Here is a 13233-nt window from a genome sequence, read left to right on the forward strand (position 1 = left end):
ACGCGCGCTACACGCAAGCAATCGCAGGCGTTTCGCACTGCGCATCGGGTGTGTTGGTAAATGCGCTGCGGATGAGATTGGTAAAGATCCGGTCAACGGGAATGATGAAGAAGGTCTTACGCATGGCTTTCGCACCGGAGCGCGACGACCGGGAACCTGCGGATAAAAGCAAAATGGCCGGGACAGGTCCCGGCCATTTTCAACTCGCAAATTCGCCCTTGCTTATGCCTGGCTGGCGATCGCCTTGCCGAGCGCGGCCTGCGCCGCAGCGAGACGCGCGATCGGCACGCGGTAGGGCGAGCACGACACGTAGTCGAGGCCGACCTGGTGGCAGAATGCGACCGATGCAGGATCGCCGCCGTGCTCGCCGCAGATGCCGACCTTGAGGCTCGGCCGCGTCTTGCGGCCGCGCGTGACGCCGATCTTGACCAGTTCGCCGACACCACCGCGATCGACCGAGATGAACGGATCGATCTCGAGAATGCCCTTGGCGACGTAAGTGCCGAGGAAGCTCGCGGCATCGTCGCGGCTGATGCCGTAGGTGGTCTGCGTCAGGTCGTTGGTGCCGAAGGAGAAGAACTCCGCGGTCTCGGCCACCTCGCCGGCCATCAGGCAGGCGCGCGGCAGCTCGATCATGGTGCCGACCTGGTAGTTCAGCTTGGTGCCGGTCTCCTTCATCACCGCAGCCGCGGTCGCATCGATCCGCGCCTTGACGAGATCGAACTCGGCCTTGGTCGCGATCAGCGGCACCATCACCTCGAGACCGACGGCCTTGCCGGTGCGCTTGCCGGCCTCGACGGCGGCCTCGAAGATCGCGCGCGCCTGCATCTCGGCGATCTCCGGGTACGCGATCGCGAGGCGGCAGCCGCGGAAGCCGAGCATCGGGTTGAACTCGGACAACTCACGGGCGCGATCGGCAAGCTTGCGCGGATCGGTGTTCATGGCGCGCGCCACTTCCTCGATCTCCGCCTGGGTGTGCGGCAGGAATTCATGGAGTGGAGGATCCAAGAGCCGGATCGTGACGGGCAGGCCCTTCATGATCTCGAACAGCTCGACGAAGTCGGCGCGCTGCATCGGCAGCAGCTTCGACAGCGCGGCGCGGCGCGACTGCTCGTCCTCGGAGAGGATCATCTCGCGCACGGTGCGGATGCGGGTCTCCTCGAAGAACATGTGCTCGGTGCGGCACAGCCCGATGCCCTCGGCACCGAACTTCACCGCGGTGCGCGCGTCGTCCGGCGTATCGCCGTTGACGCGGACGCCGAGCTTGCGGACCTGGTCGGCCCAGCCCATCAGCGTACCGAACTCGCCGGAGAGCTCCGGCTCGATCATCGGCATGCGACCGGCCAGCACCTGGCCGACCGAACCGTCGATGGTGATGACGTCGCCGGTCTTGAAGGTGCGCTGCCCGACGCTCATCGTGCCGCGGCCGTAATCGACGCGGATGGTGCCGCAGCCGGAGACGCAGGGCTTGCCCATGCCGCGCGCGACCACCGCCGCGTGCGACGTCATGCCGCCGCGCGTGGTCAGGATGCCCTCGGCGGCGTGCATGCCGTGGATGTCTTCCGGGCTGGTCTCGATGCGGACCAGGATCACCTTGCGACCGTCGGCCTGCAGCTTGGCCGCCTCGTCCGACGAGAACACGATCTCGCCCGACGCCGCGCCGGGCGACGCCGGCAGGCCGATCGCGATCACGTCGCGCTTGGCCGCCGGATCGATCGTCGGGTGCAAGAGCTGGTCGAGCGACGCCGGATCGATCCGGGTCACCGCGTCCTGCTTGGAGATCAGGCCCTCATTGGCGAGCTCAACCGCGATGCGCAGCGCAGCCTTCGCGGTGCGCTTGCCGCCGCGGGTCTGCAGCATCCACAACTTGCCCTGCTCGACGGTGAACTCCATGTCCTGCATGTCGCGGTAGTGCTTCTCGAGCAGCGTGTAGATCCGCGTCAGCTCCTTGAACGCCTCCGGCATCGCGGCTTCCATCGACGCCTTGTCGGAGCCGCTTTCCTTGCGGGCTTCCTCGGTGATGTCCTGCGGCGTGCGGATGCCGGCAACGACGTCCTCGCCCTGCGCATTGATCAGGAATTCGCCGTAGAGCTTGCTCTCGCCGGTCGAGGGGTTGCGGGTGAAGGCAACGCCGGTCGCCGACGTATCGCCCATGTTGCCGAACACCATCGCCTGCACGTTGACGGCGGTGCCCCAGGATTCCGGAATGTCGTGCAGCTTGCGGTAGGTCACCGCGCGCGCGTTCATCCAGGATGAGAACACCGCGCCGATCGCACCCCACAGCTGCGCGTGCGGATCCTGCGGGAAGTCCTGCCCGGTCTCCTTCGCCACCGCTTCCTTGTACTTGCCGACCAGTTCGACCCAGTCGTCGCCGGTCAGATCGGTGTCGAGCGAGTAGCCCTGGCTGTCCTTGAAGGTGTCGAGGATGTCCTCGAAGTGATGATGCTCGAAGCCGAGCACCACGTCCGAATACATCGTGATGAAGCGGCGATAGCTGTCATAGGCGAAGCGGCGGTCGCCGGAGAGCGCAGCCAGCGCTTCCACCGTCTGGTCGTTAAGGCCGAGATTGAGCACGGTGTCCATCATGCCCGGCATCGAGGCGCGCGCGCCGGAGCGCACCGACACCAGCAGCGGGTTCTTGGCATCGCCGAACGCCTTGCCGGTCAGCTTGCCGACATAGTCGAGCGCCTTCTCGACCTGCGCCTTCAATTCCTTCGGGTAGGTCTTGTCGTGCTCGTAGAAGTAGGTGCAGACGGACGTCGGAATGGTGAAGCCAGGCGGAACCGGCAACCCAAGGTTGGCCATCTCAGCGAGATTGGCGCCCTTGCCGCCGAGCAGGTCGCGCAAGCCGGCCTGGCCCTCGGCCTTGCCGTCGCCGAAGGTATAGACCCACTTGCCCGCCTTGATTGCAGCCGGCGCAGCCTTGACTGGAGCCTTGGTAACTGGAGCCTTGGCGACCGGCGCCTTGCGGGCAGGCTTTGCCGCCGGCTTGGCGGCGGCCTTCGGCACCACCTTGGGAGCGCTCTTCTTCAGCGCCTTGCGCGCCGGCGGCGCGGCGTTCCGGGCCGGGGCGGAGGACTTTGATTTCGCTGGAGTTTTCTTGGACTTCGCGACGGCTTTGGCCATATCAGACTACAATCCGTAAAGAGGGGTCGAAGATGCGCGCCTTACACCATTTTGAGGGGTCCCGCGCAAGCCGCGAAACCCCGCTCTCTCGCTACAAGTGCAGCCACTTCAACAGGCCCATCCCCACCAGTCCGACGAAGATCAGATAGATCGCGACGATGAAATTGAGGAGCCGCGGCATGATGAGGATCAATATGCCCGCGATCAGGGCCACGATGGCAGGCACATGCGCAGCGGTGATGACCATTTCTAGAATTCTCCGGCTGGATTTTCGGAAGATCGAATCGAGGGCGGCATTGTATCCGCCGAGCTAGTTCCGACATCAAGACGCCTGTCGCCGCAACTGGTTCCACCGCCCACGAAATCTGCCTGAAAATGCCGCGTATATGACGGTGATTTTTCAGGAACGTCACCGCTTGCGATGAATTGGCCATGCATGCGCGCTGGCGATGCGCCGGCGTCTTCCAGCGTGAATGGAGCAAGCCATGCGAAACAGAATCCTCGCTGTCGCCGTTGCCGCTGCGATCACGGTGCCTGCTGTTGCCGCAGAGGCGCAGACCGTGGGTATCGTCCGCGGCGGCGCGGTTGCGATCGATGCCGACCAGGGCATCACCATCGAGCAGCGTCCGGCGTTCCGCGAATACGTCGTGCGCGAACGCGTGCCGAATTACACGATCCCCGATCGCGTCGTGGTCGGCACCGTGCTGCCGGATATCGGCGTGACCTATTACGACGTGCCGCAGCGGTTCGGCGCGACGCCCTATCGCTACACCGTCGTGAATGGCGAGACCGTCCTGGTTGAGCCGCGTTCGCGTCGCATCGTTCAGGTGGTCGAGTAAGTACCGGTGACCTGAACGACAGAGTCCGGGCGCCGCGCAAGCGGATCTGCGCGAGGATTGACCGGACCTGAAAGCCCTGCCCGGCCTCCCCTCCGGGCAGGGCTTTTCTGCTACGCGTGCTGTCGCAATATCGAGAGCAATCGCGATGTCGACTTGTAGCTCTTGATCGCGGTGTCCTGGAATTCCGGGGTCCAGTTGGTCGCCTGCCGCTCCTCGGCGCTCATCGCGGAGTATGTCTTGAGGATGCCGAGGCTGAACTGGCGCGGGTCGCCGGCCGACTGACTCTGCTTCAGCGCGTCGAGCACGGCCGCGCGCGTTCGCGCGCTGAGCTCCTGCTTGGCGGCGTGGATCTCGTCGACGGAGAACCGCTTGTCCTGGTTCAGCGTGATCGCCGACAGCGAGCGGTTGTCGAGCGAGGAGAGATCGGCGAGCTGTCCGGTCTTGCGCCCGCGGTCGAACACCAGCTCCTTGCCGTTGCGCGCCGCCTCGCTCTTCTGCCGATCGAGGAACGCGCGGACGTCGTTCGCCACGCTGCCGAAGTCGCGGATCTTCGTCGGGCCGGTCGTTCCCGCGAACAGAGCCGCGACCGGATCTCCTGAAATTGCCGATGGTGCGGTGTGCGGGTCCTGTTGCGTCGCCTGATAGCCCTTGAGCACCGCCGCGCGCTGCGCCGCCCAGGTCGCGGTCGCCCTCTCCTCCGGGCTTGCGCCGTCCAGATAGTCGAGCGCGGCCTTGTAGCTGACGCTGTAGTCGCCGGTGAGGCGCGTGGTCGCAAGCGACGGCGCCAGCGCCGTGTTGAAACGCTGCTTTAATTCGCCCGCCGCGACCGCCTGCTCGTCGGGGGTGAACTTGCCGCCATTGTTGGTCGAGATCGCAAACAGCGCGCGCCGATCCAAGCTCGAGAGATCGATGGTGGTCTTGCCGTCGACGATCGGCGCCTTGACGCCGGCGGCCGTGTAGAGCCGGTCGAGCGTGGTGCGGGCGTCGTTTGTCACGGTGGTGAAGTCCGCGAGCGGCGCCTTGGCGAGCTGCGCGCGCGCCGCATCCGACAGCGTGTGCGTGGTCGCCGCGTTCGGCGTCGAGAGATCGCCCTCGCTGCCGTCGCCCGACAGCGTCGCCGCCAGCGAGGGCGTCGCGGCGGCCCGCGCGTAAGCCGAGCCATATTGGGCGTAGGGGTTGAGCGCGGTGCCGATCGAGGTCATGGGCGAGGTCCCTGCATTTGCGCGGGGGGCGATTTCTTAAGAAATCGTTGACCCGGCGGGACCCTCGCAGGACATGGTTAACAAATTGCAAATTATTTCCGGATATTTCCGACAGCTCCTCACCCACCCTTCCGAGCGACGATCCGGTGAATGACCTTGCCGGACGACGCGCTGACGACCTCCTCGTCGTGCAACAGCGCAGCCTGCGTCAATTCGGCCCGCACCAGCGCCGCATCGAACGCGGCATAGAGCCGGCCGTGCGCATCGCGCGCATCGGTGCCATCGGTCACGCGCCAGCTCAGATAGAGGATGCCGCCGGGCTTTGCGATCTCGAGCATGCGGCGGACCGACGGCGCGATCAGTGCGCGGTCGAGATGCATGATCACGGTTTCGCACAGCACATTGTCGAAGCTGGCGGCGGCGATGCCGTCGAGTTCGGGCAACTCGGTCTGCGCGAAGCGGGCCTGCGGATAGCGCGCGCGGGCCTCCGCCAGCAGGCCTTCGGAAGCGTCGAAGCCCTCGGCCGGGAAGCCGTTGGCATTCAGCCAGGCCACCTCGCGGCCGCTGCCGCAGCCGATATCGGCGGTTGAGCCGCCCTTGATGAAGAAACGGCTGACGATGTCGTGCAGATCGGCCGGCGCCGGCTGATCGTGCCAGTCCTGCGCAAACGCCGCCGCTTCCTTGTCGTAAGCGGCGAGCGTTGCGCGGTCCATCGATCAGCCCTCGATCCTGGAGAAGTCCGCAACCGCACGCGTCGCGGCGCGGATCTCGTTGAGCAGTTTCAGGCGGTTCTCGCGCACCTTGGGGTCATCGTCATTGACCTTGACCTTGTCGAAGAACGCGTCGACCGCAGGCCGGAGCTTTGCCATCGCACTCATTGCAGCGGCAAAGTCCTCCTTGGCGACCGCAGCGGAGGCTTCGCTCTTCGCCTGCGCGATCGCTTTCGCCAGCGCCTTCTCCTCATCGAGCCTGTAGAGCGCGACGTCGGGCGCGCCATCAAACGTCCGCTTGTCCCGCTTCTCCTCGATCGCGAGGATGTTGCTGGCGCGTTTTGTCCCCGCAAGCAGGTTCTTGCCGTCGTCGCTGTCGAGGAATTTGCCGAGCGCCTCGACGCGGCGGACGACGAGCAGAAGATCATCCTGGCCGCCGAGCGAGAACACCGCGTCGACGAGGTCGTGACGCGCACCCTGGTCGCGGAGCTGGACCTTCAGACGATCAGCGAAGAAGGCGAGCAAATCGCTCGGAAGCTCTTGGCTATCGACGATCGCTTCCCTAGGGCGCCTTTCAAGCAAGCCGCCGAGTGCCGAGAGAGCTACGTTCAAAATCGGTAGCCGCAGCCCGTTCTCGACGATCAGCCTGATGACGCCCAAGGCCGCACGCCGCAGCGCATACGGGTCCTTCGATCCGGTCGGCTTCTCGTCGATCGCCCAGAAACCAGCCAACGTGTCAAGCTTGTCGGCCAACGCGACCGCGACGCTGATCGGATCGGTCGGCACGCGATCGTTGGGCCCTTGCGGCTTGTAATGCTCCTCGCTCGCCGCGGCGACCAGCTTAGGTTCGCCCTGGGCGAGCGCATAATATCTGCCCATCAGGCCCTGCAATTCAGGGAATTCGCCGACGACCTCGGTCAGCAGATCGGCCTTGGCAAGATGCGCGGCGCGCCGCACCGTGCGGACGTAATCCTCTTCCGTCTTCAGGTCGTCAGCGTTGAGGAATTCACCCTGGAAGAAGGTGACGCGCTGTTGCCACAACGCACCAGCGATCTCGGCGGCGAGCCGCTCGATCCGCTTGATCCGCTCCGCCTGCGTGCCGAGCTTCTCGTGGAACACGATCTGCTCGAACTTCGGCAGCCGGCTCTCGAGCTTGGTCTTCAGATCCGTCTCATAGAAGAACTTCGCATCACTCAGCCGCGCGCGGATCACCCGCTCGTTGCCGGCGATGATGGTCTTGCCGCCGTCGGTCGACTCGATGTTGGCGGTCAGGATGAACTTGTTGGCGAGCTTCCCCGTTTTGGGGTCGCGCACCACGAAGCACTTCTGGTTGTTGCGGATGGTGGCGCGGATCACCTCGTCGGGGATCGACAGGAATTCCTTGTCGAATGAGCCCATCAACGCGACCGGCCATTCGACGAGGCCGGAGACCTCGTCGAGCAGCACCTGGTCCTCGACCAGCTCAAACCCTTGCGCGAACGCCAGCTCCTTGGCGTCCTCCAGGATGATGTCCTTGCGCGCCTGCGGATCGAGCACGACCTTGGCGGCCTTCAGCTTGGCCTCGTAGTCCGCGAAGCGGCGCACGCTGATCGGACCCGGCGCCATGAAGCGATGGCCGTAGGTGGTCTGTCCGGCCTCGATGCCGTCGACGGAGAAATTGACGACGTCGGGCTCCTCGGTCTCGAGACCAAAGGTGGCGGTGATCGCGTGCAGCGGGCGCACCCAGGTAAGCGAGCCTGATTTGGCGGAACGCGCGCCCCAGCGCATCGATTTCGGCCAGGGGAAGGTGCGGATGATCACCGGCAGCATTTCCGCGATCACGTCGATCGCGGCGCGGCCGGGCTTCTCGATCAGCGCGATGTAGAAATCGCCCTTCTTGTCGTTCTGGATCTTGGCCTCACTGATCGAGGCAAGGCCGGTGGCCTTCAAAAATCCCTGGATCGCGGGCTCGGGCCCGCCGACGCGCGGGCCGCGGCGCTCTTCCTTGAGATCGGGCTGGCGCGCCGGGATACCATGCACAGTCAGCGCGAGGCGACGCGGCGTCGCGAACGCCTTGGCGCCTTCGTAGACGAGGCCTTCGGCCACAAGCTTGTCGGTCACCATGCGACGCAGATCGTCCGCCGCCTTCGCCTGCATGCGCGCGGGGATTTCTTCGGAGAACAGTTCGATGAGAAGATCGGGCATCAGACCGCCACCCTGCCCGTTTCGGTGTGGATCCACGCCTCGCCGCAGGCCTTGGCCAGCTCGCGCACGCGCATGATGTAGCTCTGCCGCTCGGTCACCGAGATGACGCCGCGGGCGTCGAGCAGGTTGAACACGTGGCTCGCCTTGATGCACTGGTCATAGGCCGGCAGGGCCATCAGATGTTCCTTCTGGTTGCCACCCTCACGCCAGCCGGCGGCGAGATATTTCCGGCAGGCCTCTTCAGCCATACGGAACTGCTCGAACAGCATCGCGGTGTCGGCATATTCGAAATTGTGCCGCGAATATTCCTGCTCGGCCTGCAGGAACACGTCGCCATAGGTGACCTTCTGGGCGCCCTCGCGGCCGTTGAAGTTGAGGTCGTAGACGCGGTCGACGCCCTGCACATACATCGCAAGCCGCTCGAGCCCGTAGGTGAGCTCGCCGGAGACAGGCGCGCATTCGACACCGGCGACCTGCTGGAAATAGGTGAACTGGGAGACCTCCATGCCGTCACACCAGCACTCCCAACCGAGGCCCCAGGCGCCGAGCGTCGGGCTCTCCCAGTCGTCCTCGACGAAGCGGATGTCGTGGACAGAGGAATCGATGCCGATCGCGGCCAGCGACTTCAGGTACAGGTCCTGAAGGTTCCGCGGCGACGGCTTCATGATCACCTGAAACTGGTAGTAGTGCTGCATCCGGTTGGGATTTTCGCCATAACGGCCGTCCTTGGGCCGCCGCGAGGGCTGCACATAGGCCGCGTTCCACGGCTTCGGTCCCAGCGCGCGCAGGGTGGTGGCGGGATGGAAGGTGCCGGCGCCCATTTCCATGTCATAGGGCTGCAGGATGACGCAGCCCTGCTCGGCCCAGAAGCGCTGGAGAGCAAGGATGAAGCCCTGGAACGATCGTTCCGGGCGCATGTGGTTAGGCAGGGCGTCCATCGTCAGATCAGGTCTCGCGAGGGGGGTTTTGAGCGCGCGGGACCGTATCGGCGACGGCCAATCAAATCAAGGCGATGCCGGTGGGTTTGGGTTCGCTTCACCTCTCCCGCTTGCGGGGGAGGTCGGATCGCATCTTCAGATGCGATCCGGGTGCGGGCTCTTTCCACAATACGACTCGCGGTAACACCCCCACCCCAGCCCTCCCCCCGCAAGCGGGAGAGGGAGCACAGTCCCTGCGCGGCTATTAAGGTAATATGAGCCCCTATCCCGGGCGATAGGCTCCGGTCACGGGGTCGCGGCGCAGGGTCTTGATCTCGCCCGTCCGGGCGGCTTCGGCCACGCGGGCGAGCCGCGCTTCTTCCAGCTCCTGGTTGATCCGAACGGCCGTCTTGTATGCCCAGCGGACCACGGCCAGGCCACCCAGGACGCCTGCGAATGCAATCAGCGGCGGCATCGGTCGATCCTTGTCGTTCACGTCGGTCAGGCCCCCAATGACAGGCATTGTCGCGCATGGGCGCCTGCGCCGCAATCGCGCTTTTGGGACTAAATGGCGCGCTCACAACCACGTGTCAGAACCCGAATTTGGCCCAAATCGCTCTGGTTTCGAGCGCCGAGATCACCTCGTCGGGCAGTCCGCCGATTGTATCCAGGGTTCCAAGCGACCCGGCCCCCGGCGCCCGCCGGCCGAGCAGGCCGGCCAGCATACCGGCGGCGGGCGCGATCACCGGCGTCAGCACCTTCTCGCCATAGCGGGCGCGCAGCGTCGAGCGGAGGTCGCCGACGCCGTCGGCCAGGCCGAGATTGATTGCGCTCTCGCCCGCCCAATATTCGCCGGTGAACAGCACGTCGTCGGCGCCCTTCAGCCGGCCGCCGCGGCTCTGCTTCACCAGCGCGATGAAGATCGCGTGGATCTCGCGCTGGATCGCCTTCAGCCGCGCGACATCGTCAGGGTTTTCGGGGAGGAACGGATCGAGCATCGCCTTGTGGCTGCCGGCGGTGTAGAGCCGCCGCTCGACGCCGATCTTCTTGATCAGGCCCTCGAGGCCGAAGCTGCCGCCGACCACGCCGATCGAGCCGAGGATCGAGGATGGGTCGCAGTAGATCTCGTCGCCCGCGCAGGCAATCATGTAGCCGCCGGACGCCGCGACGTCCTCGACGAACACCAGCACCGGCAGCTTCTTCTCGGAGGCCAACTGGCGGATGCGCAGATAGATTTGCCGCGACTGCACCGGAGAGCCGCCCGGCGAATTGATCACCAGCGCTACCGCCTTGGCATTCTTGGTGCCGAAGGCGCGCTCCAGCATCTTGGCGACGCCGGCGAGCGTCATGCCGGGCCTGAGCGGCGTCACCGCGCCGATCACGCCCGAGAGCCGAACCACCGGCACGACGGCAACGCCGGGTCTGAACCGCGCGGGCAGCACGCCTTGCACGCGCTCGACAAGTCCCGGCCGCGCTGCGCGATCACTTATTTGTTCACTCATGCCGTTACCTCGAATTAACCACTTTTTATCCCGCCCCTGTCATTCCGACGCGTGGAACGCGTTTTGCATTTCGGCCGTCGGGGCTGCAATGGCGCAGCGGAGAGCGGGCATGAAAATCTATCTGCTGATTTTGCTGATCGGTACACTCCTCGCCGCGGTCCGCTTCACGTCAACGCCTGAACGGCAATCGGAATCGGCCCCGCGGTAGCTGCGAAACGCGCGATCACGCGGGCGGCGCGGCTGCCCCTCAAGGCCGTGACAGCGGCAATCCTCCCTTTCCAGCCAGGATCTCCTGCACCCAATTATTGGGCACACCTGATTCATCATTGAGCAGCAGCGCGGCGTGGAGACGCGTCGGCGCGCGCCCGCCCTTGGTGGCGCGAACGAGGATTCGCATCGCCGGCGCGGACACATCGGCGTGAACCGGCAATATTTCGAGGCTGCCGAAGCCGCGGCCGAGCGCCTGCAGGACCTCGGCGATCCCATCCGCCCGCCAGATCATCACAAGCCGCCCGTTCGATTTGAGGATCCGCCGCGCCGCGTGGATCCAGCTCTCGAGCGTGGTCGCGGTCGCGACATGCGCGACCTCGCGCCCCCGGTCCGGCGAGACGCGGTGCCTCGCCGGATCGTTGAACGGAGGGTTCATCAGCACGACGTCAACGCTGTCGGGCGCGAGGCCGGCAGCCGCGAACGCCTCGGCGCCGGCCCCGACGTCGAGTACGCTCACATTGGCCATGATCGCATTGGCCGCCGCGTTATTCCTTGCCAGTTCCGCAAGTGTTGCATCGATCTCGACCAGGGCAAGGTCGAGGCCCGCCACGCGCCTGGCGACCGCAAGCCCCGCGGCGCCGACGCCGGCACCAAAATCGACGACGCGATCGCCCGCGCATGCCGGCGTCGCCGCGGCGAGCAGGATGGCGTCGTGGCCGGCGCGATGGCCGCTGCGCGGCTGCCGTAACCTGAGCTGCCCGCCGAGAAAGCCATCCTCGGTGACGGCGGCGGGACTACTCATCGGCCCGCAATTCGTGGCCGAGGCCCGCATCGGTCAGCAGCTGGCGCGCCTCGCGATTGTCGTCCTCATGCACCAGGATCCGCCGCGGCAGGACGCCAAGCGAGCCCTCGATGATGCTCATGTTCTGGTCCAGCACCAGATGGTGGATGTTGGCGCCATCGAGCAGCGCGCCGATGGCGGAGACCAGCACCACGTCGTTGGTCCGAACCAATTCCCGCAAATCACGCTCTCCTCTGCCGGCCGGCTGTGGGGCCCAGGCCACACATGTCAACAAATTCGTGGCCTTGCCGCTTCGACGCGCAGTTTCTATTGTTATAGCTGAGAATAGTGCGAATTCGGCAAAATTGGAGACCAGCGTGGCGGTTATTGTACCCTTCGAGAGTCCGTCTAATGCTTCGATCGACGGGCTGGTGGGACTTGTCGCCGCCGACATGGAGCGCGTCAACGCCACCATCCTGTCGCGCACCGGCTCGGAGGTCACCATGATCCCCGAGGTCGCCAATCACCTGATCTCCTCCGGCGGGAAGCGGCTGCGGCCGATGCTGACGCTGGCGATGGCCCAGCTCTCCGACTATTCCGGCGACGGCCACATCAAGCTCGCCGCCGCGGTCGAGTTCATGCACACCGCAACCCTGCTGCATGACGACGTGGTCGACGAGAGCGAATTGCGCCGCGGCAAATTGTCGGCGCGGATGCTGTGGGGCAACGAGGCGAGCGTCCTGGTCGGCGATTTCCTGCTCGGCCAGGCCTTCCGCATGATGGTCGAGGTCGGCTCGCTGCGCGCGCTCGACATCCTCTCGTCCGCGGCGGCGACCATCGCCGAGGGCGAGGTGATGCAGCTTGCCGCCGCCAAGAACACCGCGACCACCGAGGACGAATATCTCGCCGTCATCCGAGGCAAGACCGCCGAGTTGTTCGCGGCGGCCTGCGAGGTCGGTCCGGTGATCGCCAACCGGCCAAAGGCCGAGCAGACCGCCTGCCGTTCGGTCGGCATGAATCTCGGCATCGCCTTCCAGCTCGTCGACGACGTGCTCGATTACGGCGGCAAGTCCGCCAAGCTCGGCAAGAATGTCGGCGACGATTTCCGCGAAGGCAAGATCACGTTGCCGGTGGTGCTGGCATTCCGCCGTGGCAACGACAGCGAGCGCAAATTCTGGATCCGCGCGCTCGAGCGCGGCGAGATCGGCGCGAACGATCTCGACCACGCCATCGGCCTGATGACCAAGCACCGCGCGCTCGAGGACACGATCAGCCGCGCCCAGCACTACGGCGCCATGGCGGTCGATGCGCTGGCGCTGTTCCCGCCCTCGCCGATGAAGACGGCGCTGGAAGAGGTGGTTGCGTTCTGTCTCGCGCGGTCGCATTGAGCTGATCTCCATCCACATCCACAACTGTCGTCCCGGCCTAGTGCGCAATTGCGCACGGGAGCCGGGACCCATACTCCGCGGCCGTGTTGTCGACGGGACTCGTCGTTCCGACGGTGCGCAACAAGTGACAGTCGTGGTTATGGGTCCCGGCTTTCGCCGGGACGACATGAGTTTGTTGCGCGCTATGTGAGTCAAACATCCGCATTCTCGCGGCGCCGATTGCGTCCGAGGCTTGCTTCAATCTTCGCCGCTCTGAAATCAGAGGGCGCAGGGAAAGCCGGGTGCCGATCGCACCCATGGGTCCCGTGCAACAGAAAGCACGGGGGTAGGACCACAGGTGAAACCGGAAAACACGCCGGCTTTCCCTGCGCGAT

Annotated in this window: 12 protein-coding genes; 2 read left to right on the plus strand and 10 right to left on the minus strand. The window is 65.4% G+C overall.

Annotated features, from left to right (window positions below; genetic code table 11):
- Positions 1 to 222 precede the first annotated feature (222 nt).
- Entirely contained in the window at positions 223 to 3126 is a 2904-nt protein-coding gene (gene ppdK / locus ACFFWD_RS17155; protein ID WP_376967135.1) for a pyruvate, phosphate dikinase, read from the minus strand.
- 91 nt (positions 3127 to 3217) lie between these two features.
- Entirely contained in the window at positions 3218 to 3373 is a 156-nt protein-coding gene (locus ACFFWD_RS17160; protein WP_376967137.1) for a DUF3096 domain-containing protein, read from the minus strand.
- 238 nt (positions 3374 to 3611) lie between these two features.
- Here ACFFWD_RS17160 and ACFFWD_RS17165 point away from each other — a divergent pair, with 238 nt between their 5' ends.
- Entirely contained in the window at positions 3612 to 3965 is a 354-nt protein-coding gene (locus tag ACFFWD_RS17165; RefSeq protein ID WP_376967139.1) for a DUF1236 domain-containing protein, read from the plus strand.
- A 110-nt stretch (positions 3966 to 4075) separates the two neighbouring features.
- Here ACFFWD_RS17165 and ACFFWD_RS17170 read toward each other — a convergent pair whose 3' ends face one another.
- The 8 genes from ACFFWD_RS17170 to ACFFWD_RS17205 form a co-directional block, all read right to left on the minus strand.
- Positions 4076 to 5167 (minus strand): hypothetical protein, encoded by a 1092-nt coding sequence (locus ACFFWD_RS17170; RefSeq protein WP_376967141.1) that lies wholly within the window; start codon positions 5165 to 5167, stop codon positions 4076 to 4078.
- Between the two features lie 119 nt (positions 5168 to 5286).
- Entirely contained in the window at positions 5287 to 5880 is a 594-nt protein-coding gene (locus ACFFWD_RS17175) for a class I SAM-dependent methyltransferase (RefSeq protein WP_376967143.1), read from the minus strand.
- A gap of 3 nt (positions 5881 to 5883) precedes the next feature.
- Positions 5884 to 8061 carry a glycine--tRNA ligase subunit beta gene (gene glyS, locus ACFFWD_RS17180; RefSeq protein WP_376967145.1) on the minus strand — a complete coding sequence of 726 codons (2178 nt, stop codon included), beginning with the start codon at positions 8059 to 8061 and terminating at the stop codon, positions 5884 to 5886.
- Positions 8061 to 8999, minus strand: a complete 939-nt coding sequence (locus ACFFWD_RS17185; RefSeq protein ID WP_376967147.1) for a glycine--tRNA ligase subunit alpha — start codon at positions 8997 to 8999, stop codon at positions 8061 to 8063. The genes glyS and ACFFWD_RS17185 overlap by 1 nt, the downstream gene beginning before the upstream one ends.
- 262 nt (positions 9000 to 9261) lie before the next feature.
- Complete coding sequence (locus tag ACFFWD_RS17190; RefSeq protein ID WP_376967158.1) at positions 9262 to 9453, minus strand: hypothetical protein; 192 nt, start codon at positions 9451 to 9453, stop codon at positions 9262 to 9264.
- A gap of 115 nt (positions 9454 to 9568) precedes the next feature.
- The gene (locus tag ACFFWD_RS17195; protein WP_376967149.1) at positions 9569 to 10480 is read right to left on the minus strand and encodes a S49 family peptidase; all 912 of its coding nucleotides are present in this window, start codon (positions 10478 to 10480) and stop codon (positions 9569 to 9571) included.
- A gap of 247 nt (positions 10481 to 10727) precedes the next feature.
- Positions 10728 to 11492 carry a tRNA1(Val) (adenine(37)-N6)-methyltransferase gene (locus ACFFWD_RS17200; protein ID WP_376967151.1) on the minus strand — a complete coding sequence of 255 codons (765 nt, stop codon included), beginning with the start codon at positions 11490 to 11492 and terminating at the stop codon, positions 10728 to 10730.
- The gene (locus ACFFWD_RS17205) at positions 11485 to 11712 is read right to left on the minus strand and encodes a putative signal transducing protein (protein ID WP_376967153.1); all 228 of its coding nucleotides are present in this window, start codon (positions 11710 to 11712) and stop codon (positions 11485 to 11487) included. Before ACFFWD_RS17205 ends, ACFFWD_RS17200 begins: the two co-directional genes overlap by 8 nt.
- A gap of 136 nt (positions 11713 to 11848) precedes the next feature.
- On the opposite strand from ACFFWD_RS17205, the gene ACFFWD_RS17210 reads away from it, so the two are divergent.
- The gene (locus tag ACFFWD_RS17210) at positions 11849 to 12859 is read left to right on the plus strand and encodes a polyprenyl synthetase family protein (protein ID WP_376967155.1); all 1011 of its coding nucleotides are present in this window, start codon (positions 11849 to 11851) and stop codon (positions 12857 to 12859) included.
- The last annotated feature ends 374 nt before the right edge of the window (positions 12860 to 13233 follow it).

The sequence above is a fragment of the Bradyrhizobium erythrophlei genome (assembly GCF_042430365.1).
GTDB classification, from domain to species: domain Bacteria; phylum Pseudomonadota; class Alphaproteobacteria; order Rhizobiales; family Xanthobacteraceae; genus Bradyrhizobium; species Bradyrhizobium erythrophlei.

What these genes read in the sequence shown, in the direction of transcription:
- ppdK (WP_376967135.1), bottom strand. Translation starts at nt 3,126, where the DNA reads ATGGCCAAAGCCGTCGCGAAGTCCAAGAAAACTCCAGCGAAATCAAAG.
- ACFFWD_RS17160 (WP_376967137.1), bottom strand. Translation starts at nt 3,373, where the DNA reads ATGGTCATCACCGCTGCGCATGTGCCTGCCATCGTGGCCCTGATCGCG.
- ACFFWD_RS17165 (WP_376967139.1), top strand. Translation starts at nt 3,612, where the DNA reads ATGCGAAACAGAATCCTCGCTGTCGCCGTTGCCGCTGCGATCACGGTG.
- ACFFWD_RS17170 (WP_376967141.1), bottom strand. Translation starts at nt 5,167, where the DNA reads ATGACCTCGATCGGCACCGCGCTCAACCCCTACGCCCAATATGGCTCG.
- ACFFWD_RS17175 (WP_376967143.1), bottom strand. Translation starts at nt 5,880, where the DNA reads ATGGACCGCGCAACGCTCGCCGCTTACGACAAGGAAGCGGCGGCGTTT.
- glyS (WP_376967145.1), bottom strand. Translation starts at nt 8,061, where the DNA reads ATGCCCGATCTTCTCATCGAACTGTTCTCCGAAGAAATCCCCGCGCGC.
- ACFFWD_RS17185 (WP_376967147.1), bottom strand. Translation starts at nt 8,999, where the DNA reads ATGGACGCCCTGCCTAACCACATGCGCCCGGAACGATCGTTCCAGGGC.
- ACFFWD_RS17190 (WP_376967158.1), bottom strand. Translation starts at nt 9,453, where the DNA reads ATGCCGCCGCTGATTGCATTCGCAGGCGTCCTGGGTGGCCTGGCCGTG.
- ACFFWD_RS17195 (WP_376967149.1), bottom strand. Translation starts at nt 10,480, where the DNA reads ATGAGTGAACAAATAAGTGATCGCGCAGCGCGGCCGGGACTTGTCGAG.
- ACFFWD_RS17200 (WP_376967151.1), bottom strand. Translation starts at nt 11,492, where the DNA reads ATGAGTAGTCCCGCCGCCGTCACCGAGGATGGCTTTCTCGGCGGGCAG.